We start from the raw sequence: 23145 nt of genomic DNA on the forward strand, positions 1-23145 counted from the left end.
CTGCCGTCGGATCGTTTGACAATCATCCAACGGTCTCTATTGTTTGGCGTACATCAAACGATAGTGGAGGGGGACCACCACTCATGCAGCTCCGTCTGCGCCTGCTCCTGCTCGCCCTCGGCACCTTCGCCGTCGGCACCGACGGCATGGTCATCGCCGGAATCCTCGGCCTCGTCTCCCGCGACCTGGACGTCTCCGTCGCGGCCGCCGGGCAGATGATCACCGTCTTCGCCCTGGGCTACGCGCTCCTCGCGCCCGTCCTGGCCACGCTCACCGCCCGGCTGCCCCGGCGCGCCGTCCTGCTCGCCGCCCTCGCCGTCTTCACCGTGGCCAACGCCCTGACCGCCCTGGCCCCCGACTACCCGACCCTGCTGCTCACCCGGGTCCTCGCCGCCGCCGGCGCCGCGCTCTACACGCCCACCGCCAACGCCGTGGCCGCCGCCCTCGTACCGCCGGAGCGGCGCGGCCGGGCCCTCGCCACGGTCATGGGCGGCCTGACCGTCGCCACCGCCCTCGGCGTACCGCTCGGCACCTGGATCGGGCGCACGGACTGGCGGCTGACCATGTGGCTGGTGACCGCGCTCGGCGCGGCGGCCTTCGCCGGACTCGCGCTGTTCCTGCGTGAACTGCCCGCCGCCGCCCCCGCCCCGGTGCTGCGGGCCCGGTTCGCCCCGCTCGCCGACCGCAGGGTCCTCGCCGCGACCGGCACGACCTTCCTGGTCTTCCTCGGCGTCCAGATCGTCTTCATCTACTACACGGTCGCCGCCGCCCCGGCCACCGGCGGCGACCAGGGCCGGCTCTCGCTGCTGCTCCTGGTCACCGGCCTCGCGTCCGTGCTCGGCAGCACCTTGGGCGGCCGGGTCGTCGACCGCTTCGGCCCGCGGGCCGTCCTGCTCGTGGCCGGCGCGGTCAGCGCGGTCGTGCCGGCGGCCCTGCCCTGGCTGATGCAGTCGATGCCGACCGCCCTCCTCGCCGCCGTCCTCAACCCCCTCGCCGGCTGGTCGCTCGCCGTCGCCCTCCCCGCCCGCCTGGTCGCCCTCGACCCGCCCAACGCGCCGCTCCTCCTCGCCCTCAACAGCACCGCGCTCTACCTGGGCGTGGCGGCGGCGGGCGGCGCCGGCAGCGCGGCCGTCGCCGTGCTGGGGGACCGGTGGTTCCCGCTGGCCTCGGCGGCGGTGATGCTGCTCGCGGTGCTGGTGGTGGCGGTGACGACGAGCGGCGGGACGGGCAGGGGTACGGGGGCGGGCACCGGCGCGGCTACGGGTACGGGCGCCGGTACGGGCTTGCGGCGCGCGGGCCGGGACGCGCGGCCTTCAGCTCGCGGCGACAGGGTCCATTAGCCGGCGCAGGGCCGTCGGCGTGTGGCCCACGTGCTCGCGGACCGTACGGGTCAGGTGCGCCTGGTCGGAGAAGCCGAGCCGGGTCGCCAGTTCGGCCAGGCTCGGCGCGCCCTCGGCGATCGCGTCCATGGCCCGCGTGACGCGGACGCGGTTGCGGTAGCGCGTCAGCGAGACGCCCATCTGCCGGGAGAACACCCGGCTGAGCCGGTACGGCGACACCTTCAACAGCTTCGCGAGGCCGACGAGTTCCTCGGCGCCCGGAGCCTCCTCGATGATCGCCTCGCGCGCCGCGGCGGCCAGCGCCCGATCGGCCGCCGCCCGCGCCCGTACGCCTACGCCCCGCGCGCCGTCCCGTTCGCCGGACGCCGCCGCCGCCGCGACCAGGCGCAGCAACTCCTCCGTCAGCGCGTACTCGACGTCACCGGTGCCCGCCGCCGCGACCAGGCGGCGGTGCGCCAGGTCGACGCGGGCGTCCACGTACACCGTGGTCGCGGCGGGAGTGCGTTCGAGGAGGGAGGGCTTGAAGGTGACCGACGTACAGACGTCGCCGCCGGCCGGATGCGCGAAGCGCTCCTCCTCGCCGGGTGCGCCCAGGTAGGCCATGGTCGGGTCGAGATCGGCGTCGGTGCCGTCCGCCCACCGCCGGAAGCGGCCGCTGCGTACCAGCACGAGCCGGTGGCTGTCATGGGTCTCCGGCTCCGACCACCGGGTGTGGTCGGACCGGCACCCCACCACGGACACGGTGAACTCGGGCCGGCGGGCGAGGGGCGAGGCGGACAGCATGCTCCGGACACTACGCGCCGGGTATGACAGGCGGGGGACGAAGGAGCGACCGGGAAACCTCACAACCCGCAAGGATCTTCAAGACGTTCACGGCCGTCACGCCGGATCCTGGAGGCCACGTGAAGACACGAAGGGAACCATCCATGGCCGTCAACGCACAGCTCAGCTCGATCGTCATCGACTGTGCCGACCCCCGGGCGCTCGCCGAGTTCTACGCCAAGGTCACCGGCTGGGAGATCAACTCGGCCGACGAGTCCTGGGCCTCCATCGGCCAGGGCCCGGTCCAGCTCGCCTTCCAGCGGGTCGACGGCTACCAGGGCCCGGCCTGGCCCGACGCCGGCAAGCACGCCCACCTCGACTTCAAGGTCGCCGACCGGGAGATCGCGGTGAAGGAGCTGCTCGCCGAGGGCGCGACCAAGCCCGACTTCCAGCCCGGCGGCGACGGCTGGACCGTGCTGGCCGACCCCGAGGGCCACCTGTTCTGCGTCATGGCGGCCTGAGGGCCGACCGCGTCCCCGTCCGTCGTCGCTTCCGTCCGTCCGTTGCAGCGACATGACGGCCAGCGAATGGATGAACCGCGGCGAAACAGCCGTGACCTGCGGCCTTGCCTCTCTTCCCGCCCCCACGATGCGACGTGGCCGCGACCCGCGGCCATGTCGTCCGGGCCCCCGGGAGAGAAGGAAACACATTGGCAACCACACGCAGGGTTCGCCGCACCATGCTGGCCGCCGTGACCGCGCTCGCGATGGGCGTCGGCATGGCCCAGACCGCGACGAGTTCGCAGCCGGGAGGCGGTGGCGAGGCTGCCGCCGGGACCGCCGCCGCGCCGGTGAAGACGTGGCTGACCGCACGCGCGCCCAAGGAGAGCACTCCTTCCGGCACGGCGCAGACCGAGCACCCGCGACCAGTGCCGCCGCCCCGCCTCACCGCGACCCAGCGGGAGCTGGACGCGGCGGCCCGGCTGGCGCCGGGCCGGAAGCGCCCGGGCATCGGCAACCGGCAGGGACAGGCGCCGCTGCTGGCCCCGCCCGGAAAGTCGTTCAGCTACGAGGGCGCGACCCAGAACACCGGCCTCTACCCGCCGGACACCCACGGAGCCGTAGGCAAGGTCAACTTCGTCGAGGTCACCAACGGCGAAGGCGTCAGTGTCTACACCAAGACGACCGGCAGCCTGCAGAAGCAGACCTCCTTCGCCAGTTTCTTCGGCTACACCGATCAGACGATCTTCGACCCGCGCGTCGTCTACGACAAGACGTGGAACCGCTGGGTCGTCACCGCCGAGGCCTTCCAGGAGGGCAGCGGTGCCCAGTACTACTTCGTCGCCGTGTCGAAGACGTCGGATCCCAAGGGCGCGTACTACGTCTACAAGCTCAACGTGGCGAGCTTCGGCGGCTTCTTCGACTACCCGCAGCTCGGGCTCGACCAGGACGCCGTCCTCGTCACCGGCAACCTCTTCAGCGACGAGGAGGGGTATGTGGAGTCCGTCGCGTTCGGCATCGGCAAGGCGCAGCTCTACAACGGGCTGGGCTTCAGCATTCCGGTGTTCGGCCTCGGCACGCCCGGCACGGTGGCGCCTCCGGTCGTGGAGGACGACAACACGAACTCCTTCTTCGTGGCGGCGAGTCCCGCTGACGCCACGCATCTGAAGCTGTTCCGGGGCAGCGACCTCGGCCGCAGCGCCGCGAGCATCGTGTCCGCGCCCGATGTGACGGTGAACGCGTTCAGCGCCCCGGCCCCCGCCGCGCAGCCGGGCACGGACCAGACGCTCGACGCGCTGGACGCGCGCTTCCAGAACAACAGCACGCAGATCGGCAACCAGCTCCTCAACGTCCACTCCACCGGTTCCACGCAGTCGACGCCGACGTGGTACCAGATCAACACCTCCACGAGCGCCGTGACCACCGGCGGAATCTTCTACGAGACGGGCACCTCGCACGACTTCAACCCGTCGATCGTCGGCTCCGCCGTGAACGGCACCGCCGACAACCCCATCGGGCAGTTCTTCGTCACCTGGTCGGCCACCGACCCCGGCGGCGCGAGCACCACACCGCACCAGGTCAGGGTGAAGGGCAGCGGCCGCCTGGCGACCGACCCGGCCAACTTCGCCGGAGGCTCGACCTTCGGGCCCACGGCGAGCACCTTCTACAACCCGGATGACGACCCGGTCGGGCGCTGGGGCGACTACTCGGCGGTCACGATCGATCCGAGCCCCGCCACCGGCTGCCCGGTCGGCAACCGTGCCTACATCGTGAACGAGCGGCAGAACAGCCAGACCCAGTGGAGCTCGCGCTGGGGACGCCTCGGCTTCTGCTAGGCCGCTACGAACAGGCCGGCAGGGCCACGGTTCTCGGGGGTCGCAGGCGGAGGAGCGGTCGGACCGCTCCTCCGCCTCTGTCGTGCCTAGGAGTCGCCCTGCGCCGCGTCGGTCTTCGCGTCGGTCTCCGCGTCGGCCTTCGTGTAGAGGACCTCGCGGGCCTGTTCCGCCGCGCGGAGGATGCTCTCCGAGATGAAGTCGAGGAAGCGGGCGACGTTTTCGAGGCGGCCGGCGGCCGGGGTGCCGGGGCCGAGCACGGCGACGCCCTCGCGGGCGGTCTGGCTGAACCGGGTGTTGTCGCGGGCGCTGCGGAGCATCGACTGGTACCAGAGGTCGTCGTCGACGACGTAGCGCTCGCGGCGGCGCTCGTCGCGCTCGCGGCGGACGAGTTCCAGGCCGGTCAGGAACGTGATCGCCTTGGAGACGGATGCCGGGCTGACCTGGAGGCGCTGGGCGAGTTCGGCGGCGGTGAGGCTGCCGGCGTCGGTGGTGTAGAGGCAGGCCATCACGCGGGCCATCATCTTGGGCAGGCCCGAGTGCATGAGGACGGTGGCCAGCGTCTCCTCGTACTCGCGTACGGCGTCGGCGTCGCGTCCGTGCGGCTGGGGCACCGGCTGCGAGCCCTTGGCGGCGGCGGGGCTACGGCGCTGGGCGCGGCGTTCGGTGGCGCGGTGGGCCAGGTCGGCGCGGTAGGCGGTGGGGCCGCCGTTGCGCATGACCTCGCGGGTGATGGTCGAGGTGGGGCGTTCGAGGCGGCGCGCGATCTCGGCGTAGGCGAGGCCGTCGGCCAGTCCCAGCGCGATCTGCTGACGTTCCTGCTGGGTGAGCCTGCCTCCCGGCATCGCGTTCTCCTCGTTCGTGCTCGTTCGTGGGGTCGTATGTGGCCTGCTGTGCCGCCAGCTTAGCGTTCACCATCATTTCATTGCAATGGATTTCGTGATCGCCGTTGCGTTAGGCGCGAGCCAGTTGCAACACTTTTACTCATCTGACCTGTGTTTATGCCTCAGTTGCGCAACGAGCATGTTGCCTGAATCTAGAAAGCAACGTAGCGTTTTCGATGTCGGAAACGCCGACAGCGCACATCGAGCAGCAGGAGAGAACGATGCAGAAGTTCGACACCACCGCCCCGATCACCGCCGTCCTCGACATCCCCGCCGGCCGCGTCCAGTTCATCGCCGCCGACCGCACCGACACCACCGTCGACGTCCGCCCCGCCAACGCCGCCAAGAACCGCGACGTCAAGGCCGCCGAGCAGACCGCCGTCAGTTACACCGACGGCGTCCTGCGGATCCAGGCTCCGGAGCCCGCCAACAAGCTCCTCGGCACCGGCTCCGGCTCCGTCGAGGTCACGGTCCAGCTCCCCGCCGGCTCCAGTGTCGAGGGCAGGACCGCCGCCGCCGAGCTCCGTGTCGTCGGCCGCCTCGGCGACGTTGCCTTCGAGGGCGCGTACCGCCAGATCAAGATCGACGAGGCCGCGAGCCTCCGCCTCACCGCGACCGACGGCGACGTCGAGGTCGGCCGGCTCACCGGCCCGGGCGCCATCAGCACCGACCGGGGCGGCATCCGCGTCGCCGAGGCCGCCGGCCGCGGCACCCTCGTGCTCCGCACCCTCGACGGCGACATCACCGTCGGCGCGGCGGCCGGCGTCTCGGCCGCGCTCGACGCCGGCACCTCCTACGGCCGCGTCAGCAACGCCCTGCGCAACGACGGCACCACCGAGCTCGACATCCGCGCCACCACCACCCGCGGCGACATCACCGCCCGCAGCCTCTGACACGCCTCGACATCCAGGGGGAAGACATGAACGCGAACTGGTCCGGCATGGTGCCCGTCGACGACACCGCCCTCGCCGTCACCGACACCGGCGGCTCCGGCACCCCGATCCTCTACCTCAACGGCCAGTTCGCGACCCAGGGTTACTGGAAGCACCTCATCGCCGAACTCGGCCCGGACTTCCGGCACATCACCTACGACGAGCGGGCCCGCGGCAAGAAGTCCGGACTCTCCTCCGACTACTCCTTCGAGGCCGCCGTCCGCGACGTCGACGCCGTCCTCGCCGCCCGGGGCGTGCGGCGGGCGGTACTGGTCGGCTGGTCGTACGGCGCCTTCGTCGGCGCCCACTGGGCCGGCCGCAACCCCGACCGCACGATCGGCGCGGTCCTGGTCGACGGCGCGGAGCCGTACGACTGGCTGGACGACGCCCTGGAGCAGCGGATCCGGAAGCTCTTCCGCCGGGTGAGCTGGATCGCGCCGCTGCTGCGCCCGACGGGCCTGATCCCGCGGCTCGGCGCCCGGCAGATGGCGGAGATCAACATCGAACTGGGCAAGATCTCCCGCGAGCGCGAACTGGCCCCCGTCCTCGACGCCATCACCGTCCCGACGCGCTACGTGCTCGCCTCGGGAGCGTCCCTCGGCAGCAAGGGCGACGAGCAGGAACGCATCCGCGCCAGCCTGGACGCGGTGGTCGCCCGCAACGCGAACATCCGAGTCAGCGCGAAGGTCGCCAGCAACCACGACAAGATCCTGCGCAAGGACTACCGCGCGGTCGCGGGGGCGGTACGCGAGGTCGCCGCGCTCTAGGGACGCGGGGAGCGGGGGCGGCGAGGGGGGGCAGGGACGGGAAGGGTGGGCGGGCTCGCGACGGCGAGGCCCGCCCACCCCCCTGTGGTCAGCTGCCGGCCGTGATCTCGTTCGCGAGCCGCGCGCCGAGTTCCTGGCGCCGGACAACATGCCCTCAAGGGCATGGCGCGATAGCCGAATTGGTCTTGGAAAAGGACAACTCTCAGGTCATAGCGTCGAAGGAGTTCGCACACGGAGTTTCACAGCGAGGAGGATCCACCATGGCCGCCAAGAGGTTCATCGCCACGTCGTTGGCCGTCGCCGCGATCGGTTTCGTCGCAGTGGGCAGCGCGGAGGCCGACACGCCCACCCAGCGCAGGGAGCACGTCGAGGTCCTCGAACTCAACGTCCAGAACGACCAGTACGAGGCCCTGGACCTCGGTCGGCCGGGGCCGAGCCTGGGTGACATGGACGTCTACTCCGGCACGGCCCTGAAGGACGGCCGCAGCGTCGGACGGGGCGGCGGCTCGTGTCAGGTCATCTCCATCGCCGCCGGGGAGACCACGACGCAGTGCGTGATCACGATGGAGGTCGAGGGCGGCTCCCTGACGATGCAGTCGCTCTGGACGAAGGGCGACACCGCTCCGCTCGACATGGCCATCACCGGCGGCACGGGCGACTACGGCAACGCGCGGGGCACGGTGCGCTTCTGGGACATCGGGACGCCGAGCGAGAGGGCCCGGGCGGAGATCCCGCGCTGACGGTCACGATGCCCGGCATCCGGCTCAGGTTCCGGGGAGGATACGGCGCGTTTCGTAGGCCCACATCGCGATCTCGACCCGGTTGCGGGCGCCGAGTTTGGCCATCAGGCTGGCCAGATGCGTCTTCACCGTGCTGAGGCTGATGTGCAGGGCATCGGCGATCTCGGTGTTGGTCAGCCCGCGAGCGACGGCGAGGAGCACCTGCTCCTCGCGGGCGGTGACGGGGGAGACCGGCTGGGCCACGGGCCGCCCGGCGGGCAGGTCCGCGAACGCCTGGAGCAGCCGGACGGTGACGCTGGGCGCGATGAGCGCCTCACCGTCGGACGCCGACCGTACGGCCTGCGCCAGAAGGTCCGGTCCCGTGTCCTTGAGGAGGAATCCGCGGGCGCCGGCACGCAGTGCGCCGTAGACGTACTCGTCGAGGTCGAACGTGGTGATGACGACCACGGCCAGCGGGTCGGCGACGCCCGGGCCGGCGACCAGTCGGGTGGCCTCCAGCCCGTCGAGTACGGGCATGCGGATGTCGAACAGGCAGACGTCGGGGCGTAGTTCGCGGGCCAGACGTACCGCTTCCCGCCCGTCGGCGGCCTCGCCGACCACCTCGATGCCGGGCTGGGCGTTCAGCATGATCCGCAACCCGGTGCGGATGATCGTCTGGTCGTCAGCGACGAGGACGCGAATGGACACCGCTCTCGCTCCTCGCTCTCGGCAGTTCGGCTTCGACATGCCAGCCCCGGTCGGTACCCGGGCCGGCTCGTAGTGTGCCGCCGAGCAGGGTCGCGCGCTCGCGCAGTCCGGTAAGTCCGTATCCGTCGCGACCCCGGCCGGTGCGCCGGCCGTTGTCGCGCACGCTCACCCGTACCGTGTGCCGTTCCGCGGCGACCCGGACGACGAGCTCGGTCGCGTCGACCGCATGGCGCAGCGCGTTGGTCACCGACTCCTGCACGATCCGGTAGACCGCCGCGTCCACGGCCGGGGGCAGCGCGTCCAGTTCGCCGTCGAGCCCCAGGTCGACCCTGAGGCGACCACCCGGGGTGCGCACCAGGCGCTCCAGATCCGCGACTCCGGCAGGCGGCGCCAGCTCGGCGCCGACCCCGCGGTCGCGCAGCGCGGCGACCATGGCGCGCATTTCCTCCAGCGTGCGCGCCCCTTCCTCCTCGACCTCCTCCAGCGCCTCGACGGCGGCGGACGGGTCGGTGCCCGCGAGCACCCGGCCCGCCTGGGCGATGATCACCATGGCCGACACGTGGTGGGCCACCGTGTCGTGGAGTTCCCGGGCGAGCTGCTCGCGCTCGCGGGAGCGCAACTGCTCCAACTGCCGCTCGCGAGCGGTCACCCAGAACCGCACGGCAGCCCCGACCACGCCGGGCAGCAGCAGGAAGACGAAGCCCACGACCCTTTCGACGACCGGGGTCTCGTCCGTGACGACACACAGCGCGCCGACCGCGAGGACCACCGCACCGCCCAGCACGATCTCGCGTCCCGATCCCCACCGGGGCAGCGCGTACACCAGCACGAGCACGACCGCGCCCGTGTACAGGCCGACGGGCTCGCGCGGTGCGGCGACGAGCGAGACCACCGCAAGCAGGCCCACCGAGCCGAACGCCAGCGTCACCATCGCCAGCGGGCGGGTCCGGCGCCACAGGGGCAGCAGGCACAGCCATACGGTGAACACCACCGCCACCGGCCGCCACACGACGTCCTCGCGCAGGGTGGCCTCCAGTGCCACATCGGCAAGGCACGCGGCGAGCAGCGCCCAGTCCCGCCACACCCGGGCGGGCGCGTCGGGCGGCCGGGGTGCGGTCCACAGGGTTCGCAGGTCGTCTCGGAGCACGGTTCTCAGCCTAGGGACCGCGGCGTGCCGCGCATCGGCCGAAAGGACGGGTCGTCACTCCGCCCCGGGGCCGACGGACTTGCGGCCAGCGGGCCGATGCCGCGGAGCGCCGTGGCGACGAGCCTCGGCATCGGCGGCCGTACAAGGACGGCCGACGAGGTGGTTGGAGGACCCGATGCTCTCGAAAGCCCTGTTGCGCCTGGGCGCCAGCGCCGCCCGCCATCCCTGGCGGGTGATAGCGGCATGGCTGGTCGCCGCCACGCTCGCCGTCCTCGCCGCCGTCGCCTTCGGCGGGCGGACCGCGGACTCGATGACCGCTCCGGGACTGGACTCCCGACGGGCCGCCGAACTGATCGAGCGGGCGGGCACCGGCCAGGAGGGGATGACCGCCCAAGTGGTCGTCACCCCCGTCGACGACGGTGCGACGTTCTTCGACGACGACGGCGCGCGCACCGCTCTCACGCGGCTGCGGGCCGAGGTGAAGCGGCTGCCGCACGTGCTCGGCACGAGCGACCCGGCGGGGGCGCTCGACGCGGGCGGGGACACCGCCGTGCGCGGCGGCCTCGTTTCGGCCGACGGGCGGATCGCGGTCGTCCGGGTGCAGTACCCCGACCAGAGCCGGCTGTCGGCCGAAGACCTCCACGCCCTCGTCGATCTCGGCGACCGGCTGCGCGCCGAGCTGCCGCTGCGCATCGAGATGGGCGGGAACCTCTTCTACGCCTTCTCCGACCCCGACGGCGGCGCGAGCGAGCTGATCGGCCTCCTCGCCGCGGCCGCGATCCTGTTCCTGGCGTTCGGTTCGCTCGTCGCCGCCGCGCTGCCGATCGGCATGGCGGTCTTCGGGCTGACCGTCGGGGTCGCCACGATGACGGTACTGGCGGGGGTGACGGACGTCCCAACCTTCGCACCGGTCCTGGGCAGCATGGTCGGGCTCGGAGTGGGCATCGACTACGCGCTGTTCGTGCTCGCCAGGCACCGGGAGTACCTCGCGCGCGGGCTCGATCCCCGCGAGGCGGCGGGGCGAGCGGTGGCCACGGCGGGGCGGCCGGTGGTCTTCGCCGGCGTCACCGTCGTCGTGTCGATCCTCGGCCTGGCGGTCGCGAACGTGCCGTTCATGACGGTGGGCGGGCTCGCCGTCTCGATCGTCGTCCTGACGATGGTGCTCGCGTCGGTGACGCTGCTGCCGGCCTTCCTCGGCGCGGCGGGCCCGCGCCTGGCCCGGGCCGGCCGGATCGGCCGTGCTCTGCAGTCCAGGACGCCGGGCCGACTCGCACGGCGGCGGGACCCGGCGGCCGGCGCCGGCCACGCCGCCGGGTGGCGCCGCTGGATCGGGCACGTCGGCCGGCACCCGGTGCCGTACGCGGTCGGCGCGGCGGGGCTGCTGCTGACCGCGACGCTGCCCGTGCTCGGCCTGCGCGTCGGCCTGCCCGACGACGGCTCACTGCCCCCCAGCCGTACCGAGCGCCGGGCCTACGACCTCGTCGCCGAGGGGTTCGGCCCGGGCACCAACGGCCCCCTCGTCATCGCCGCGGACCCCGCCGGTGATCCCGGCGTGGTGGACCGACTCGTCGGGGCGGTCGCGGCGGATCCGGGCATCGCATCCGTCGCGCCGACGCACATCGACCGGGCCACCGGCATCGCGACCCTCGTGGTTTTCCCGACCACCAGCCCTCAGGACAAGGCCACGGCCGACACCATCGCCCGGCTGCGCACCGATGTGCTGCCCGCGGCGATCGGGCACGGCCCGGCCAGGGCACATGTCGGCGGCGCCGCCGCGAGCCTGTCGGATGTGGGCCGACGCACCAGCGAACGTCTGCCGGCGTTCGTCGCCGCCGTGCTGGCGATGTCGTTCCTGCTGCTGATGCTGGTCTTCCGCTCGGTACTCGTGCCGCTCAAGGCGGTACTGCTGAATCTGCTGAGCATCGGCGCCGCCTACGGCGTCATGGTCGCGGTCTTCCAGTGGGGCTGGGGAGGCGCACTCATCGGGCTGGAGGCGACGGTTCCGATCGTGTCGTTCATCCCGATGTTCCTCTTCGCCATCCTGTTCGGCCTGTCGATGGACTACGAGGTGTTCCTCCTCTCCCGCGTACGCGAGGAGTACCTGCGCACGGGCGACACCGGCACGGCGATAGTCGAGGGCGTCTCGCGCACCGCCCGGATCATCACCTCGGCCGCCCTCATCATGATGGCGGTCTTCCTCTCCTTCGCCGTCGCCGAGGACCCCTCCAGCAAGATGTTCGGGCTCGGCCTGGCCACCGCGATCTTCATCGACGCCACGGTCGTCCGCATGGTGCTGGTACCCGCGACCATGACACTCCTCGGCCGGACCAACTGGTGGCTGCCGAAGTGGCTGGACCGGATGCTTCCCCGCGGCCCGGTCGGCACCGACGACACCGACGACACCGACGCGGAATCCATGGGTGAGGCCCCGCGTCCGCGGCTGGTTGACCGTTGACCCGACTCCTGCCCGCCCTTGGCGTCCGGCCGGATGCGTCGTCGTTCTTCCAGCGCGGGATCACTCAGGCGGCCTCGGCTCCGGTGTCGGGGTGGCGGCAGTCGCGGCAGAGGCCGTCGGACGGTGGTGCGCCGCGGAAGGGGCGGCCGCAGTCGTCGCATTCCTCGAACCGGGAGCGGGGCGAGGTCAGGGTCACGCGGGCGGCAGGTGCGAGGACGGGCGCGGCGAGCACCGGTGGCGGGAGCAGGGCCGTGAGGCGGTGGGAGAGGAGGCCGGCCGGGTGGGCCAGGTTGTCCGGAAGGCCGGCCGTGAGGGTGCGGGCCACGGCGTCTGGGTGGGCGCCCCGGTCGAGCCAGGCGGTGACGGCCGGGGCGAGGCGCTCGATGTCGCGCTCGCCGAGGAGGAGGCGGGGCTCGCGCTGGCGGAGGTTGCTGAGGAGGGCGGCGGCGGGGCGGTCGCGTTCGGTCAGGGGAGCGGGCGGCGGTGGTGGCGGCGGCTTCGGGGCTTCCCGTACGGGCGCCGGGGGTGCCTTCCGTACCGGCGTTCTGGGTACGGGCTCGGGCTCAGCCCCCGGGCGGTTGTACGAGATGGTGCGCGGCGTGAACGTGCCGTTGGGCTGGCGTTGCCTCGTCCGCTTCAGGTAGCCGTGCTTTTCCAGCTCCCGCATCGCGGCGGCGATCCGCAGCTCGCTCTCCGGGTGGAGCGCGGCGATGGCCTTGATGCCGACCGAGGCCCCGGCGGGCAGCGACTGGATGTAGACGGCCAGGCCCTTGGCGAGCAGCGAGAGCTCGCGGTGCTGGGCGAGGTGGTTGCCCACGACGGTGTAGCGGGTCGTGTGCCGGACGTTGACGTGAATGAGCCCGGAGGCGCGCGAGGGCGCGCTAGGCTGCGTCGAAGCCATCGGGAAGTTGCCTCTTCCTCGGTGGTCAGGCCCTCGATCGGGATTGCAGTCCCGGCCGGGGGCCGTCGCATGTCTGGGGTTGTGGGGTGCTGCTGGCTGGAGCATATGCCAGGCAACCCGCGCCAAATCCAGCCCAGTTGGCCCAAGTCACCCGTCCGGGTGACGGGTACTGACGGACAGCCTCGGGGAGGCTGGAGGGGTTGGAAGGGTGGTTCCCCGGGGCTTTAAAGCATTTCTGTCGTGGGCCTCCGCGTCGCGGACGTCCGCGACGCGGCCGCTCATGACAGGGCCAGCTCCGCCCACACCGTCTTCCGAGGTACGGGCCCCGTCCGCACGCCCCAACTCCGCGCGAGCCCCGCGACGATGAGCAGCCCCCGGCCGCCCCCGTGCTGCGGAAGCCGGTCACCCCGCGTGTCCGTGACCTCGATCCGGAGCAGGCCCTCCTGCACCAGCAGCGCGAGGTGGAAGTCCCGGCCCGCGACATGGCCGTGCGTCACGGCGTTCGCGGCGAGTTCGCCGACGATCTGGGCCGCCGGCTCCGCCACGTACACCAGTTCCCAGGAGCCGAGGCGCGACGCGCTTGACCCTCACGTGGCGTGATGCCGCATCGTCGGGGGCGTGGAAGAACATCTGACCGTGGGGCGCGTGGCCGAGCTGGCCGACGTGAGTGTCCGCACGCTGCACCACTACGACGAGATCGGCCTCGTACGTGCCTCCGCGCGGACCGCCGCCGGATACCGGGCCTACTCGACCCGGGACGTGGAGCGGCTGCGGGAAGTGCTCGCCTACCGGCGGCTCGGCTTCGGGCTGCGCGAGATCGCCGACCTCGTCGACGACCCCGCCACCGACGCCACGGCGCACCTGCACCGGCTGCGCGGTCTGCTGTCCGAACAGCGCGACCGCGCCGCCGCCATGGTGACCGCCATCGACCGGGAGCTGGCGGCGCGGGCCATGGGGGTCAGGACGCCGCCCGAGGAGCAGCTGCGGGCGTTCGGGGCCCGGTTGTACGACGCCATCGGGTCCTCCTACCCGCACACCCGCCGTACCGAGCCGCGGATCGCCGCCCAGGTCTGGGACGCGCTCGGGGACGCGCGGACCGTGCTCGACGTCGGGGCCGGTACCGGCTCCTACGAGCCGCCCGGCCGCGAGGTCGTCGCCGTCGAACCCTCGGCGGTCATGCGGGCCCAGCGCCCCTCGGGCGCCGCGCCGTGCGTGGCCGCCCACGCGGAGCGCCTGCCGTTCAAGGACGGGGCCTTCGACGCCGCGATGGCCTTCAGCACCGTCCACCACTGGCACGACCCGATCGCCGGGCTGCGCGAGATGCGGCGGGTGGCGCGGCGGGTGGTCGTGTTCACGCATGACGCCAGCGACATCGGCTGGCGCCACCGGTTCTGGCTGTCCCGCGACTACCTGCCCGAGGTCGCGGGGCTGGTCGCCGGGCGGCCCCCGGTCGACCGGCTGGCCGACGCCATCGGGGCCCGCATGGAGCCCGTGCTCATCCCCTGGGACTGCGCCGACGGCTTCTTCGAGGCGTACTGGCGCCGGCCCGAGGCATACCTGGACGAGCAGGTGCGGCGCGGGAGTTCGGTCTGGGCCCGGGTCGGGGCCGAGGCCGAGCGGCGTGCGGTGGCCGGGCTGCGCGAGGATCTCGCCTCGGGCCGGTGGGCCGAACGCAACCACGACCTCCTCGGTCTCGACGCCGCCGAGCTCGGCCTGCGTCTTCTGGTGGCCTGAAGCGCGATGGCGTACACGACGGACGCGCCGGGGGCCGTACGGGTCGGGCGGCGCGGCGCGGGAGTCTTCTGGCGTTACTGGACCGCCTCCACGGTCAGTCGCCTGGGCGACCAGGTGACGTCGGTGGCCCTGCCGCTCGTCGCGGTGGTCACCCTGCACGCCTCGGCGGTCCAGGTCGGTCTGATCACGGCCGCCGCCTATGTCGCCTGGCTGCTGCTCGGGCTGCCGGCCGGCGTGCTGGTCAGGCGGCTGCCGCTGCGCGGCGTCCAGGTCGCGACCGACCTGCTCCGGGCCGCCGCCGTGGCCTCGGTGCCGGTCGCGGCGGGCCTCGGGGTGCTCGGCCTCGCCCACCTGGTGGTCGTCGCCCTGCTCGTCGGCTTCGCGAACGTCCTCTTCGACGTCGCCAACTCGACCTTCCTCCCCTCCCTCGTCCCGAAGGAGCAGCTCACCAACCGCAACAGCCTCGTCTCCGGGAGCGGCGCCGCGACCGAGCTGGCCGGGCCGGGGCTCGGCGGGGTGCTGGTCCAGCTCGTCGGCGGGGCCGGGGCGATGCTGCTGGATGCCGTCAGCTACGCCGTGTCCGCGGTTCTCCTGCGCGGCCTTCCCCGCGCCCCTTCGCCCGGAGGTCCGCCCGGCCCGGCGGCCTCCGTGCGGGAACAGATCCGTGAGGGTTGGCAGTTCGTCGCCCGGCACCCGGTCATCCGGCCGTGCGTCGCCGCCGCCACCGCAGTGAACATCCCGTACGGCGGGCTGATGACCCTCACCCCGGTCTTCCTGGTCCGCACTCTCCACGCCCCGCCCGCAGCCGTCGGCGCCCTGATGGCCGCCGGCGGTCTCGGCAGCGTCGTCGGCGCCTTCCTCACGCCCCGCCTGGTGGCCGGGTCCGGCAGCGGGCGGGTGCTGTGCCGGGCGGCGGTCGTCGCCTCCGCCTCCGCCCTCCTGCTGCCACTGGCCGGGGCGTGCGCCGGGTCCGCCTGGGCGGCGACGGTCTTCGCGCTCGGCAGTGCCGGTTTCTACGGCGGTGTCGTCGTGACCGCCGTCATCACCCGCACCCACCGGCAGACCCGGACCCCGCCGGAGCTGCTGTCCCGGGTGACGGCCACCGCGCGGTTCGTGTCCTGGAGCACCATTCCGGTCGGCGCCCTCACCGCGGGCACCGCGGCTTCGGCCTTCGGCGCCCGGACGGCCCTGCTCCTGTTGGCGCTGTCCTCGGTCGTCTTCCCTGCGATCCTCCTGGCGAGCCCGGTCCGCCGCATGCGTGGGCTGACCTGAGCCGTCAGGGCACAGGCTCCGGCGCCGTCTTCTCATGACGCACGGCCCGGCTCAAGCCGGGGCCGTGCGTCATGAGACCCAAGCCGGGCCCAGTGGCCGCCAGCCGCTATCCGGCCGCGATCAGATGTTCCCGATGAGCAGGCCGCCCAGCACGCCCGGCTCGGGCGAGTAGTAGTACTCGTAGATGGCACGGAGGTACTCCCGGCGCGAGATCACCCCGTCTCCGTCCGTGTCCAGCTGGAAGAACGCCTCCATCGCCTCCGGCGCGTCGGTCTTCCACACGTCCTTCACGAGGCGGTCGAACTCGTCCTTGCCGATCTCGTTGTCGCCGTCGACGTCGATCACGTCGAAGGTCGCGTGGCCGAGGCCGTCGACCACGTTGAGGCGGCTGGTGTCGACGGCCGCGAGGCGGTTGGCCGTGACGAACTGCTCCTTCGTGAGCCGTTCGCCGTTCGCGCCCGAGTGACGCAGCAGCTCCAGCCAGTACATCTGGTAGGTGGCCTGGAGCCCCTGGGCCCGGCGGTCGCTCTTGTCGATCTTGTACGCCTCGATGTAGCGGTCGACGAGCTTCTGGTAGTCCGACCAGTCGAGGTAGCCGTCCTGGTCGGCGTCCTTGCTGTCGAACTCGCGCTCGAGCTTGGTGGTGATGGCGTCCGTGGTCATGGGGCGTCGCATCCTTTCGGGATCTCGTCCTGCGGGCGCCCTCAGCATGGAACGAGACCTTCCGGCAGAACGCGGAACGGCGCATCTGCCACCCGATCCAGTGATCACTTCCGAGCCATGGCCGAGCGTCGCCGGTTCAGCGCCCGGCCGCCCAGCGCCGTCGCGACGACGCCGACGATCATTGCCACGTACGCGCCGCCCAGGCCGTTGCCCGTGCCCACGCCGCCCTTCGCCGTGGCGGCGACGACGGCGCCGAGGACGATGCCGACGAGGCCCAGGGCGGTCGCGAGCACCGGGCGGCGGCCGCGCCAGGCGAGCCCTGCGCCCGCAAGCGCCAGCAGTGCGCCGACCGAGGAGCCGATGCGGCCGGGGCCGAAGGAGTAGACGGAGGCGGCGAGTTCGTTCATGGCGGACATGGGGCTCTCCTGATGCTCGTACGACAGGGTGCTCGCCGAGCATGGCCGCCCGGCCCGGTCGCCCGCGTCCGGCGGGCGCAGACACTTCCGCCTGCTGCGGCCGCGGTAGTGAGGGCCGGAAGTACCGCGACCGCGGTAGGGACTCGGGCCCGTGGGCATGGCTAGGGTGCGGCGCATGAGGTCACAGCTCTGGGCGCGGTACGGGGACCGGGTCATCGCCGTCGGGGTGGCGGCGGCGCTCGTGGCCACCGGGCTCGCGGCCGGGAAGCCCGGGCACGCCGTGGGATACGGGCTCCTCGCCGCCGGCGGGCTCGCGCTCGTCGCACGCGGACGCGCGCCCCGCGCCGTACTCGCCGTGACCGGCGCCTGTGCGGTCGGCTATCAGGCGGCCGGGTTCGACGTGCCGGCGGTGGCGTACCTGTTCGCGGTGTACGCGGCCGTGCGGGCCGGGCATCGCGCGCTCACCGTCGCCGCGAGCGTCGCCATGCTCGCCGTACTCCCGCTCGCCGCTCTCGCCGCCGGGCTGCACGACATCGGCGAGGCCCTGAAGCAGGCCCGGGGCGCCCTCGAAATCGCGTGGCTGATCGCGGCCGGGGCGGCGGGGGAGGCGTTGCGGCAGGCGGAGCGGCGGGCGGACGAGGCGGAGCGGACGCGCGAGGAGACGGCCAGGCGCCGGGCGGACGAGGAACGGCTGCGGATCGCACGGGAGCTGCACGACTCGCTCACCCACCAGATCTCGGTGATCAAGGTGCAGGCGGAGGTGGCCGTGCACGTGGCCCGGCGGCGCGGCGAGGAGGTGCCGCCCGCGCTGCTCGCCATCCAGGAGGCCGGGCGGGAGGCGAACCGCGAGCTGCGGGCCACCCTGGAAGCGCTCCGGGACGACGACACCGCACCGCCGCGCGGCCTCGACGACGTACCCGAACTGGTCGAGCAAGCGCGGTCGTTCGGGCTTGAGGCCAGTCTGACGGTTCTCGGGCGGCGCGAGGACGTGCCGACGGCGGTGGACCGGACCGTCTACCGGATCGTGCAGGAGTCGCTGACGAACGTCGCCCGGCACGCCGAGGCCGCCACGACGGCGTCGGTACGGATCGACTGGCGGGCGGACGCCGTCGCCGTACGGGTCGACGACGACGGCAGGGGCGGGAAGGCGAAGGCGGTGGCGCCAGGGCTCGGGCTGCTCGGGATGCGCGAGCGCGTGACGGCGCTCGGCGGGCGGCTGAGCGCCGAACCGCGCGCCGGGGGCGGATTCACCGTCCAGGCCGAACTGCCCGTGGGGCGGACGTCGTGATCCGGGTCCTGCTCGTCGACGACCAGCCGCTCATCCGCAGCGGGTTCCGCGCGCTCCTCGACCTGGAGGACGACATCGAGGTGGTCGCGGAGGCGGCGGACGGCGCGGAGGCGCTGGCGCTGGCGCGGGCGCACGTGCCGGACGTGGCGCTCGTCGACATCCGGATGCCCCTCGTCGACGGCATCGAGGCGACCCGGCGCATCGCGGCCGACCCGGCGCTCGCGGCCGTCCACGTCGTCATCCTGACGAACTACGGCATGGACGAGTACGTTCTCGACGCCCTGCGGGCCGGCGCCGCGGGCTTCCTGGTCAAGGACGTGATGCCCGAGGACTTCCTGCACGCGGTGCGGGTCGCGGCGCGCGGCGACGCGCTGCTCGCGCCGTCGATCACGCGCCGGCTGATCGACCGGTACGTCACCCAGCCGCCGTCCGGCGAGGCCGGCGAGGGGCTCGAGGAGCTGACCGGACGGGAGCGGGAGGCGGTGGTCCTGGTCGCGCGCGGGCTGTCGAACGACGAGATCGCCGGGCGGATGGTGATCAGCCCGCTGACCGCGAAGACGCACGTCAACCGTGCCATGGCCAAGCTGGGCGTCCGGGACCGCGCGCAACTGGTCGTGCGGGCCTACGAGTCGGGGCTCGTGGTGGCGGGCGGGGCCGCGAGGTAGCGCGGGGCCATCGGATTCCGTCGGCGTCAGTGCGTCGTCATCGGGTTCCGTCGGCGCCAGTGCGTCGCCACCGGATACCGCCGGCGGTCGCGCGTCGCCACCGGCTTCCGCCCGCGGTCGCGCGTCGCCACCGGGTTCCGCCGGCGGTCGCGCGTCGCCACCGGGTTCCGCCGGCGGTCGCGCGTCGCCACAGGGTTCCGCCGGCGGTCGCGCGTCGCCACCGGGTTCCGCCCGCGGCAGCGCGTCGTCCGAAACCCGCCAGCGGCAGCGCCACGGCGCCGTGACCCTGGAGCCATGACCACCATCACGTACACCCCGCTCCCCATCCCGTCCGCCACGCTCACCGAGCTCCGCCGCACCGACGACGCCGGCCGCCCCTGCGTCCCGTACACCGCCACCACCGAGGACGACGGCGTCGGCAGCCCTCTGCGCTGCTGCCTCCGGCCGGTGGCGGCGGGCGAGCGGATCGCGCTCGTCTCGTACGCGCCGCTGCGGCGCTGGGCGGGCGAGACGGGCGCCGAGCCCGGTGCGTACGACGAGCAGGGCCCCGTCTTCATCCACGCGGAGCCCTGCGGCGGCCCGGCGGCGGGCTCCGCCTCGTACCCCTTCGACCGGCCCGGCGCCCTGCGCACCCTGCGCCGATACGACTCCGAGGGCCGGATCGTCGGCGGGCGGCTCCTGGAGATCCCGGAGGCGGCCACGGAGGCGTTCGACGAGGCGCTTGCGGAGGCGTTCGCGGATCCGGCGGTCGCGCTCGTGCACGTACGGGCCGTGGAATACGGCTGCTTCCAGTTCGAGGTGCGGCGCTAGGGTCGCCGTATGGCGAACGAGTTCACCCGATTCAGCGACGCTTTCTTCCTGGAGGCCGAACGGCACGCCGCCTGGGGCGCCGCCCAGCTGGAGGCCCTGACGTCCTTCCTGCCCGACGGGCCGTGGTCGGCCGACCTGGAGGCGTGCCGCTACCAGCAGGGCGGGCCGCAGGGCGAGGTGGAGCTGCGGGTCGCCGTGCTCGGCTCGTACGACATGGACGCGCGGTCGTGGCTGTGGGGCTGGGCGAACCCGGGGCTCCAGGGCGCCGAGGTGGTCGCCCTGACCAGCGCGATCGCGCGGTACGGGCGGGTGTACGGCATCGCCGAGCTCAGCGAGCCGGAGCTCGACCTGTCCGGCTTCGCCGACCCGCGCCACGCCGCCGAGATGCTCGCCTTCGTCGGCATGGGCGTCGCCGACGCCCCCGGCTACATCGGCGCTCCCGCCGGCCCCGGCACCCAGGTCTACTTCCTCCCCGACGATCCCCAGGTCCCGCGCCCCGCCCTGGACGCGATCACGCTGCCGCGCCACCTCCTCACCGGCGCCGGTCTCATCGGCCACGCGCCGCGCGAGGTCGTGGCCGGCTACTTCGACCACCACGGCGCGCCGTGGGAGGAGGCGGCGGACGGCCGGATCGTCGCGGACCTGCCGGACGGGACGGCGGCGGAGGTCGAGTTCGACGAGCTGGGGCGGATCTCGGGCGTGCGGGCCGTGGCCCGGCCGTGACGGTGTGGGGCGACGTGCGGGCGCGGGTGCGGCTGCTCGCGGACCGCGACCCCGAGTGCGCGCGGTTCGGCGCGGACACGCACCGGTACGCGCTCCGGCCGCCACTGTCGGAGGCGGCGATCCGCCGCTTCGAGGCCGCGCACGGCATCGCGCTGCCGCCGGCCTACCGCTCGTTCGTCGCCGAGGCCGGCGACGGCCCGGCGGGACCCGGGCACGGACTGATGCCGCTGGCCGAGCCCCGGCCGGAGGCCGCCGAGGCCGCCGAGGCCGACGACGAGTGGGCCGTCGACGCCGAGTGGCGCGAGGACCGGCTGCCCGGCCGTCTCGCCACGCCCTTCCCCCTCACCGAGCCGCTGCCCGGCCGTCTGCGGGGCCGGCCCGAGTCGCTGACCCCGGGCACGCTGACGCTCGCGGAGCTGGGCTGCGGGATGTTCGTCCGCCTCGTCCTCAACGGCCCGCGGGCGGGCGAGGTCTGGCACCTCGACCCGGACTGGGGCGGCTTCGTGCCGCGGCACGGGGACTTCCGGTCCTGGTACGAGGAGTGGCTGGACGCGGCGTGAGGCGGCGGCCCGGGAGCCCGGGAGCAGGGTCAGTGCACGCAGAACTCGTTGTCCTCCGGGTCCCGCATCACCGTCCAGGTCCCGCCCGGCTCCGCCACCTCGCGCAGTACGGTCGCGCCCAGGCCCTCCAGACGGGCGACCTCCTTCTCCCGGGTGCCCGGGGCCGGGTGCAGGTCGAGGTGGAGGCGGTTCTTGCCGGTCTTCGGCTCCGGGACGCGCTGGAAGAGGATGCGGTGGCCCAGGCCGGTGTCGGTGGCCGGGTCGAAGGGGTCGTCCGGGTGGCGGACCGCGGCGAGGTCGCGCCAGGCGGGGTGGCCGTCGACGGTGAGGGTGGCCTCGGCGGGGACGGCGCCGGCGGCGAGCAGGCGGGTGACGAGGGGGCCGTGGTCCTCGAGGTGGTAGTCGAGGGCGGCGGCCCAGAAGGCGGCCTGGGCGTGCGGGTCGGCCGAGTCGATGACGAGCTTCCAGTGGAGTGCGGTCATGCAGCTCTTTATAGACCGGCTGCCCGCCCGGCGAGCCGGTGATCTGCGACGGAAGTCACGCTCTCGGCGCGGCGATGCGCTCCTAATGTGGAGGGATGAACGATTCGCCCGGCTGCCCGCTGCTCGGCGTCGCCGCCACGTACATGCCCCGGCTCTCGGAGTTCGCCTTCGAGCCGGGCCTCGTGGCCGCCGTCGACCAGCACGCGGCGGCCGTGTGCGACGCCCTCGTACCCGCCCAGCGCGGCCCGCAGGGCGCGCCGCGGGCCCGCACCGTGCGTCGCGAGGAGCTCGCGGACTACGTGCTCGGCTTCACGGACCGGCTGGCCGAGGCCGACTGGGTGGAGCCGGTCGGCCACGACTTCGCCACCCTGCGCCTGACGGCCGTGTGCTGGCTGATCCGCGAGTACGACCTGCTGGCGGCCTAGCCTGCGGGGTCAGGACCGCTCGCCGCCGTCGCCGACTCGGACCCCCAGCCGTCGCCGTAGCCCGCTGGGCCGACCGCTCCCCGTCGTCGTCGCCCCGCCCGTAGCCGGCCGGTCAGGACCGCTTCCCGCCGTCGCCGTCGCCGTCGCCGCCCCGCGCGGTCAGCGGCCGCCCTGTGCCGACGGGGTGGCGGCCGCTTCGGCTGCGGGGGCTTCCGCCGATCCCGTCGCCACCACCACCGCTGCCGCCTCCGCCTTCGCCACCTCCACCTGCGCCCGGCTCCGGCGCGCCGTCCGCAGCGCGTCCCAGCTGAGCACCGTCAGCGCGAGCCACACCAGCGAGAAGCCCGCCCAGCGCTCCGCCGGCATCGCCTCGTGGAAGTAGAGGACGCCGAGCAGGAACTGGAAGACCGGCGCCAGGTACTGCAGCAGGCCGAGCGTCGACAGCGGCACGCGGATCGCCGCCGCCCCGAAGCAGACCAGCGGGATCGCCGTCACCAGACCGGTCGAGGCGAGCAGCAGCGCGTGGCCCGTGCCGTGCGCGCCGAAGGCCATCTCGCCGTGGCTGCCGAGCCACAGCAGATAGCCGAGCGCGGGCAGGAACTGCACGGCGGTCTCGGCGGCGAGCGATTCCAGGCCGCCGATGTTCACCTGCTTCTTCACCAGGCCGTACGTCGCGAAGGAGAAGGCGAGGGTGAGCGAGATCCACGGCGGCCGGCCGGCGCCGACGGCCAGCACGACCACCGCCGCGAAGCCGATGCCGACCGCCACCCACTGCGCCGGGCGCAGCCGCTCCTTGAGGACGAGGACGCCGAGGGCGATGGTGACGAGCGGGTTGATGAAGTAGCCGAGGGACGACTCGACGACCCGGCCGTTGTTGACGGCCCAGATGTAGAGGCCCCAGTTCACGCTGATCACGGCCGCGGCCACGGTGATCAGGGCGAGCTTGCGCGGGCTGCGCGCCAGCTCCCGTATCCAGTCCCAGCGGCGCAGCGCGAGCAGCGCGAGGCCGACGACGGCGAGCGACCAGACCATCCGGTGGGCCAGGATCTCGACGGCTCCGGCCGGCTTGACCAGCGGCCAGAAGAGCGGGACCAGTCCCCACATGCCGTAGGCGCCGATCCCGTAGAGCAGTCCTGCTCGTGTCTCTCTGTTCTTCGTCT

25 protein-coding genes are annotated in these 23145 nt (G+C 73.3%); 15 read left to right on the top strand and 10 right to left on the bottom strand.

The features are described 5' to 3' along the window. Window positions 1–83 precede the first annotated feature (83 nt). Window positions 84–1340, top strand: coding sequence for an MFS transporter (locus tag ACWEV0_RS03155; RefSeq protein ID WP_453145947.1), 1257 nt, complete (start codon window positions 84–86; stop codon window positions 1338–1340). Here the strand turns inward: ACWEV0_RS03155 and ACWEV0_RS03160 are convergent. Then, the gene (locus ACWEV0_RS03160; RefSeq protein WP_453145948.1) at window positions 1314–2123 is read right to left on the bottom strand and encodes a helix-turn-helix domain-containing protein; all 810 of its coding nucleotides are present in this window, start codon (window positions 2121–2123) and stop codon (window positions 1314–1316) included. The two genes, ACWEV0_RS03155 and ACWEV0_RS03160, sit on opposite strands and share 27 nt — an antisense overlap. A gap of 143 nt (window positions 2124–2266) precedes the next feature. On the opposite strand from ACWEV0_RS03160, the gene ACWEV0_RS03165 reads away from it, so the two are divergent. Both ACWEV0_RS03165 and ACWEV0_RS03170 read left to right on the top strand, forming a co-directional pair. After that, complete coding sequence (locus ACWEV0_RS03165; RefSeq protein WP_453145950.1) at window positions 2267–2623, top strand: VOC family protein; 357 nt, start codon at window positions 2267–2269, stop codon at window positions 2621–2623. A 188-nt stretch (window positions 2624–2811) separates the two neighbouring features. Beyond that, a complete protein-coding gene (locus tag ACWEV0_RS03170) occupies window positions 2812–4437 on the top strand; it encodes a hypothetical protein (RefSeq protein ID WP_453145952.1) in 1626 nt (541 codons plus the stop codon). A gap of 86 nt (window positions 4438–4523) precedes the next feature. On the opposite strand, the gene ACWEV0_RS03175 is transcribed toward ACWEV0_RS03170, so the two are convergent. Then, on the bottom strand, window positions 4524–5279 hold the full coding sequence (locus tag ACWEV0_RS03175) for a helix-turn-helix domain-containing protein (protein WP_453145953.1): 756 nt from the start codon (window positions 5277–5279) through the stop codon (window positions 4524–4526). A 260-nt stretch (window positions 5280–5539) separates the two neighbouring features. On the opposite strand from ACWEV0_RS03175, the gene ACWEV0_RS03180 reads away from it, so the two are divergent. The 3 genes from ACWEV0_RS03180 to ACWEV0_RS03190 all read left to right on the top strand — a co-directional run bounded on the left by ACWEV0_RS03180 (window position 5540) and on the right by ACWEV0_RS03190 (window position 7757). Next, window positions 5540–6211: a DUF4097 family beta strand repeat-containing protein gene (locus ACWEV0_RS03180; RefSeq protein ID WP_453145955.1), complete on the top strand. Its 672-nt coding sequence runs from the start codon at window positions 5540–5542 to the stop codon at window positions 6209–6211. A 26-nt stretch (window positions 6212–6237) separates the two neighbouring features. Next, window positions 6238–7017: an alpha/beta fold hydrolase gene (locus tag ACWEV0_RS03185; RefSeq protein ID WP_453145957.1), complete on the top strand. Its 780-nt coding sequence runs from the start codon at window positions 6238–6240 to the stop codon at window positions 7015–7017. A gap of 260 nt (window positions 7018–7277) precedes the next feature. Continuing rightward, window positions 7278–7757 (top strand): allene oxide cyclase barrel-like domain-containing protein, encoded by a 480-nt coding sequence (locus tag ACWEV0_RS03190; RefSeq protein WP_453145959.1) that lies wholly within the window; start codon window positions 7278–7280, stop codon window positions 7755–7757. Window positions 7758–7781: 24 nt separating this feature from the next. On the opposite strand, the gene ACWEV0_RS03195 is transcribed toward ACWEV0_RS03190, so the two are convergent. After that, window positions 7782–8444 carry a response regulator gene (locus ACWEV0_RS03195; RefSeq protein ID WP_179175081.1) on the bottom strand — a complete coding sequence of 221 codons (663 nt, stop codon included), beginning with the start codon at window positions 8442–8444 and terminating at the stop codon, window positions 7782–7784. Then, entirely contained in the window at window positions 8419–9591 is a 1173-nt protein-coding gene (locus tag ACWEV0_RS03200; RefSeq protein WP_453145962.1) for a histidine kinase, read from the bottom strand. The genes ACWEV0_RS03195 and ACWEV0_RS03200 overlap by 26 nt, the downstream gene beginning before the upstream one ends. Before the next feature lie 175 nt (window positions 9592–9766). On the opposite strand from ACWEV0_RS03200, the gene ACWEV0_RS03205 reads away from it, so the two are divergent. Beyond that, window positions 9767–12046, top strand: a complete 2280-nt coding sequence (locus ACWEV0_RS03205; protein ID WP_453145964.1) for an MMPL family transporter — start codon at window positions 9767–9769, stop codon at window positions 12044–12046. Window positions 12047–12110: 64 nt separating this feature from the next. On the opposite strand, the gene ACWEV0_RS03210 is transcribed toward ACWEV0_RS03205, so the two are convergent. Both ACWEV0_RS03210 and ACWEV0_RS03215 read right to left on the bottom strand, forming a co-directional pair. Further along, window positions 12111–12947, bottom strand: a complete 837-nt coding sequence (locus ACWEV0_RS03210) for a helix-turn-helix domain-containing protein (protein WP_453145966.1) — start codon at window positions 12945–12947, stop codon at window positions 12111–12113. Between the two features lie 278 nt (window positions 12948–13225). Further along, a complete protein-coding gene (locus ACWEV0_RS03215; protein WP_453145967.1) occupies window positions 13226–13492 on the bottom strand; it encodes an ATP-binding protein in 267 nt (88 codons plus the stop codon). 73 nt (window positions 13493–13565) lie between these two features. On the opposite strand from ACWEV0_RS03215, the gene ACWEV0_RS03220 reads away from it, so the two are divergent. Together ACWEV0_RS03220 and ACWEV0_RS03225 are read left to right on the top strand one after the other, a co-directional pair. Next, on the top strand, window positions 13566–14681 hold the full coding sequence (locus ACWEV0_RS03220) for a MerR family transcriptional regulator (RefSeq protein ID WP_453145969.1): 1116 nt from the start codon (window positions 13566–13568) through the stop codon (window positions 14679–14681). A 6-nt stretch (window positions 14682–14687) separates the two neighbouring features. Continuing rightward, complete coding sequence (locus ACWEV0_RS03225) at window positions 14688–15953, top strand: MFS transporter (RefSeq protein WP_453145971.1); 1266 nt, start codon at window positions 14688–14690, stop codon at window positions 15951–15953. Window positions 15954–16073: 120 nt separating this feature from the next. On the opposite strand, the gene ACWEV0_RS03230 is transcribed toward ACWEV0_RS03225, so the two are convergent. Next, window positions 16074–16616, bottom strand: a complete 543-nt coding sequence (locus ACWEV0_RS03230; RefSeq protein WP_453145973.1) for an EF-hand domain-containing protein — start codon at window positions 16614–16616, stop codon at window positions 16074–16076. 104 nt (window positions 16617–16720) lie between these two features. Continuing rightward, window positions 16721–17032 (bottom strand): DUF6223 family protein, encoded by a 312-nt coding sequence (locus ACWEV0_RS03235; RefSeq protein ID WP_453145974.1) that lies wholly within the window; start codon window positions 17030–17032, stop codon window positions 16721–16723. Between the two features lie 175 nt (window positions 17033–17207). Here ACWEV0_RS03235 and ACWEV0_RS03240 point away from each other — a divergent pair, with 175 nt between their 5' ends. From ACWEV0_RS03240 to ACWEV0_RS03260, 5 genes are all read left to right on the top strand, one after another. Continuing rightward, a complete protein-coding gene (locus ACWEV0_RS03240) occupies window positions 17208–18320 on the top strand; it encodes a sensor histidine kinase (protein ID WP_453145975.1) in 1113 nt (370 codons plus the stop codon). After that, complete coding sequence (locus tag ACWEV0_RS03245; RefSeq protein WP_453145977.1) at window positions 18317–18985, top strand: response regulator; 669 nt, start codon at window positions 18317–18319, stop codon at window positions 18983–18985. Before ACWEV0_RS03240 ends, ACWEV0_RS03245 begins: the two co-directional genes overlap by 4 nt. 294 nt (window positions 18986–19279) lie before the next feature. Continuing rightward, entirely contained in the window at window positions 19280–19795 is a 516-nt protein-coding gene (locus ACWEV0_RS03250) for a DUF1203 domain-containing protein (RefSeq protein ID WP_453145979.1), read from the top strand. A 9-nt stretch (window positions 19796–19804) separates the two neighbouring features. Then, window positions 19805–20518, top strand: a complete 714-nt coding sequence (locus ACWEV0_RS03255; RefSeq protein ID WP_453145981.1) for a DUF6882 domain-containing protein — start codon at window positions 19805–19807, stop codon at window positions 20516–20518. After that, complete coding sequence (locus ACWEV0_RS03260; RefSeq protein WP_453145983.1) at window positions 20515–21078, top strand: SMI1/KNR4 family protein; 564 nt, start codon at window positions 20515–20517, stop codon at window positions 21076–21078. Before ACWEV0_RS03255 ends, ACWEV0_RS03260 begins: the two co-directional genes overlap by 4 nt. Before the next feature lie 29 nt (window positions 21079–21107). Here ACWEV0_RS03260 and ACWEV0_RS03265 read toward each other — a convergent pair whose 3' ends face one another. Further along, on the bottom strand, window positions 21108–21560 hold the full coding sequence (locus ACWEV0_RS03265; protein ID WP_453145985.1) for a VOC family protein: 453 nt from the start codon (window positions 21558–21560) through the stop codon (window positions 21108–21110). Between the two features lie 95 nt (window positions 21561–21655). Between ACWEV0_RS03265 and ACWEV0_RS03270 the strand changes: the two genes are divergently transcribed. Beyond that, window positions 21656–21985, top strand: coding sequence for a DUF6401 family natural product biosynthesis protein (locus ACWEV0_RS03270; protein WP_453145986.1), 330 nt, complete (start codon window positions 21656–21658; stop codon window positions 21983–21985). A gap of 159 nt (window positions 21986–22144) precedes the next feature. Here ACWEV0_RS03270 and rarD read toward each other — a convergent pair whose 3' ends face one another. Continuing rightward, window positions 22145–23089: an EamA family transporter RarD gene (gene rarD / locus ACWEV0_RS03275; protein ID WP_453146016.1), complete on the bottom strand. Its 945-nt coding sequence runs from the start codon at window positions 23087–23089 to the stop codon at window positions 22145–22147. Between the last annotated feature and the right edge of the window lie 56 nt (window positions 23090–23145).

It is taken from the genome of Streptomyces sp. NPDC003943, assembly GCF_053605265.1.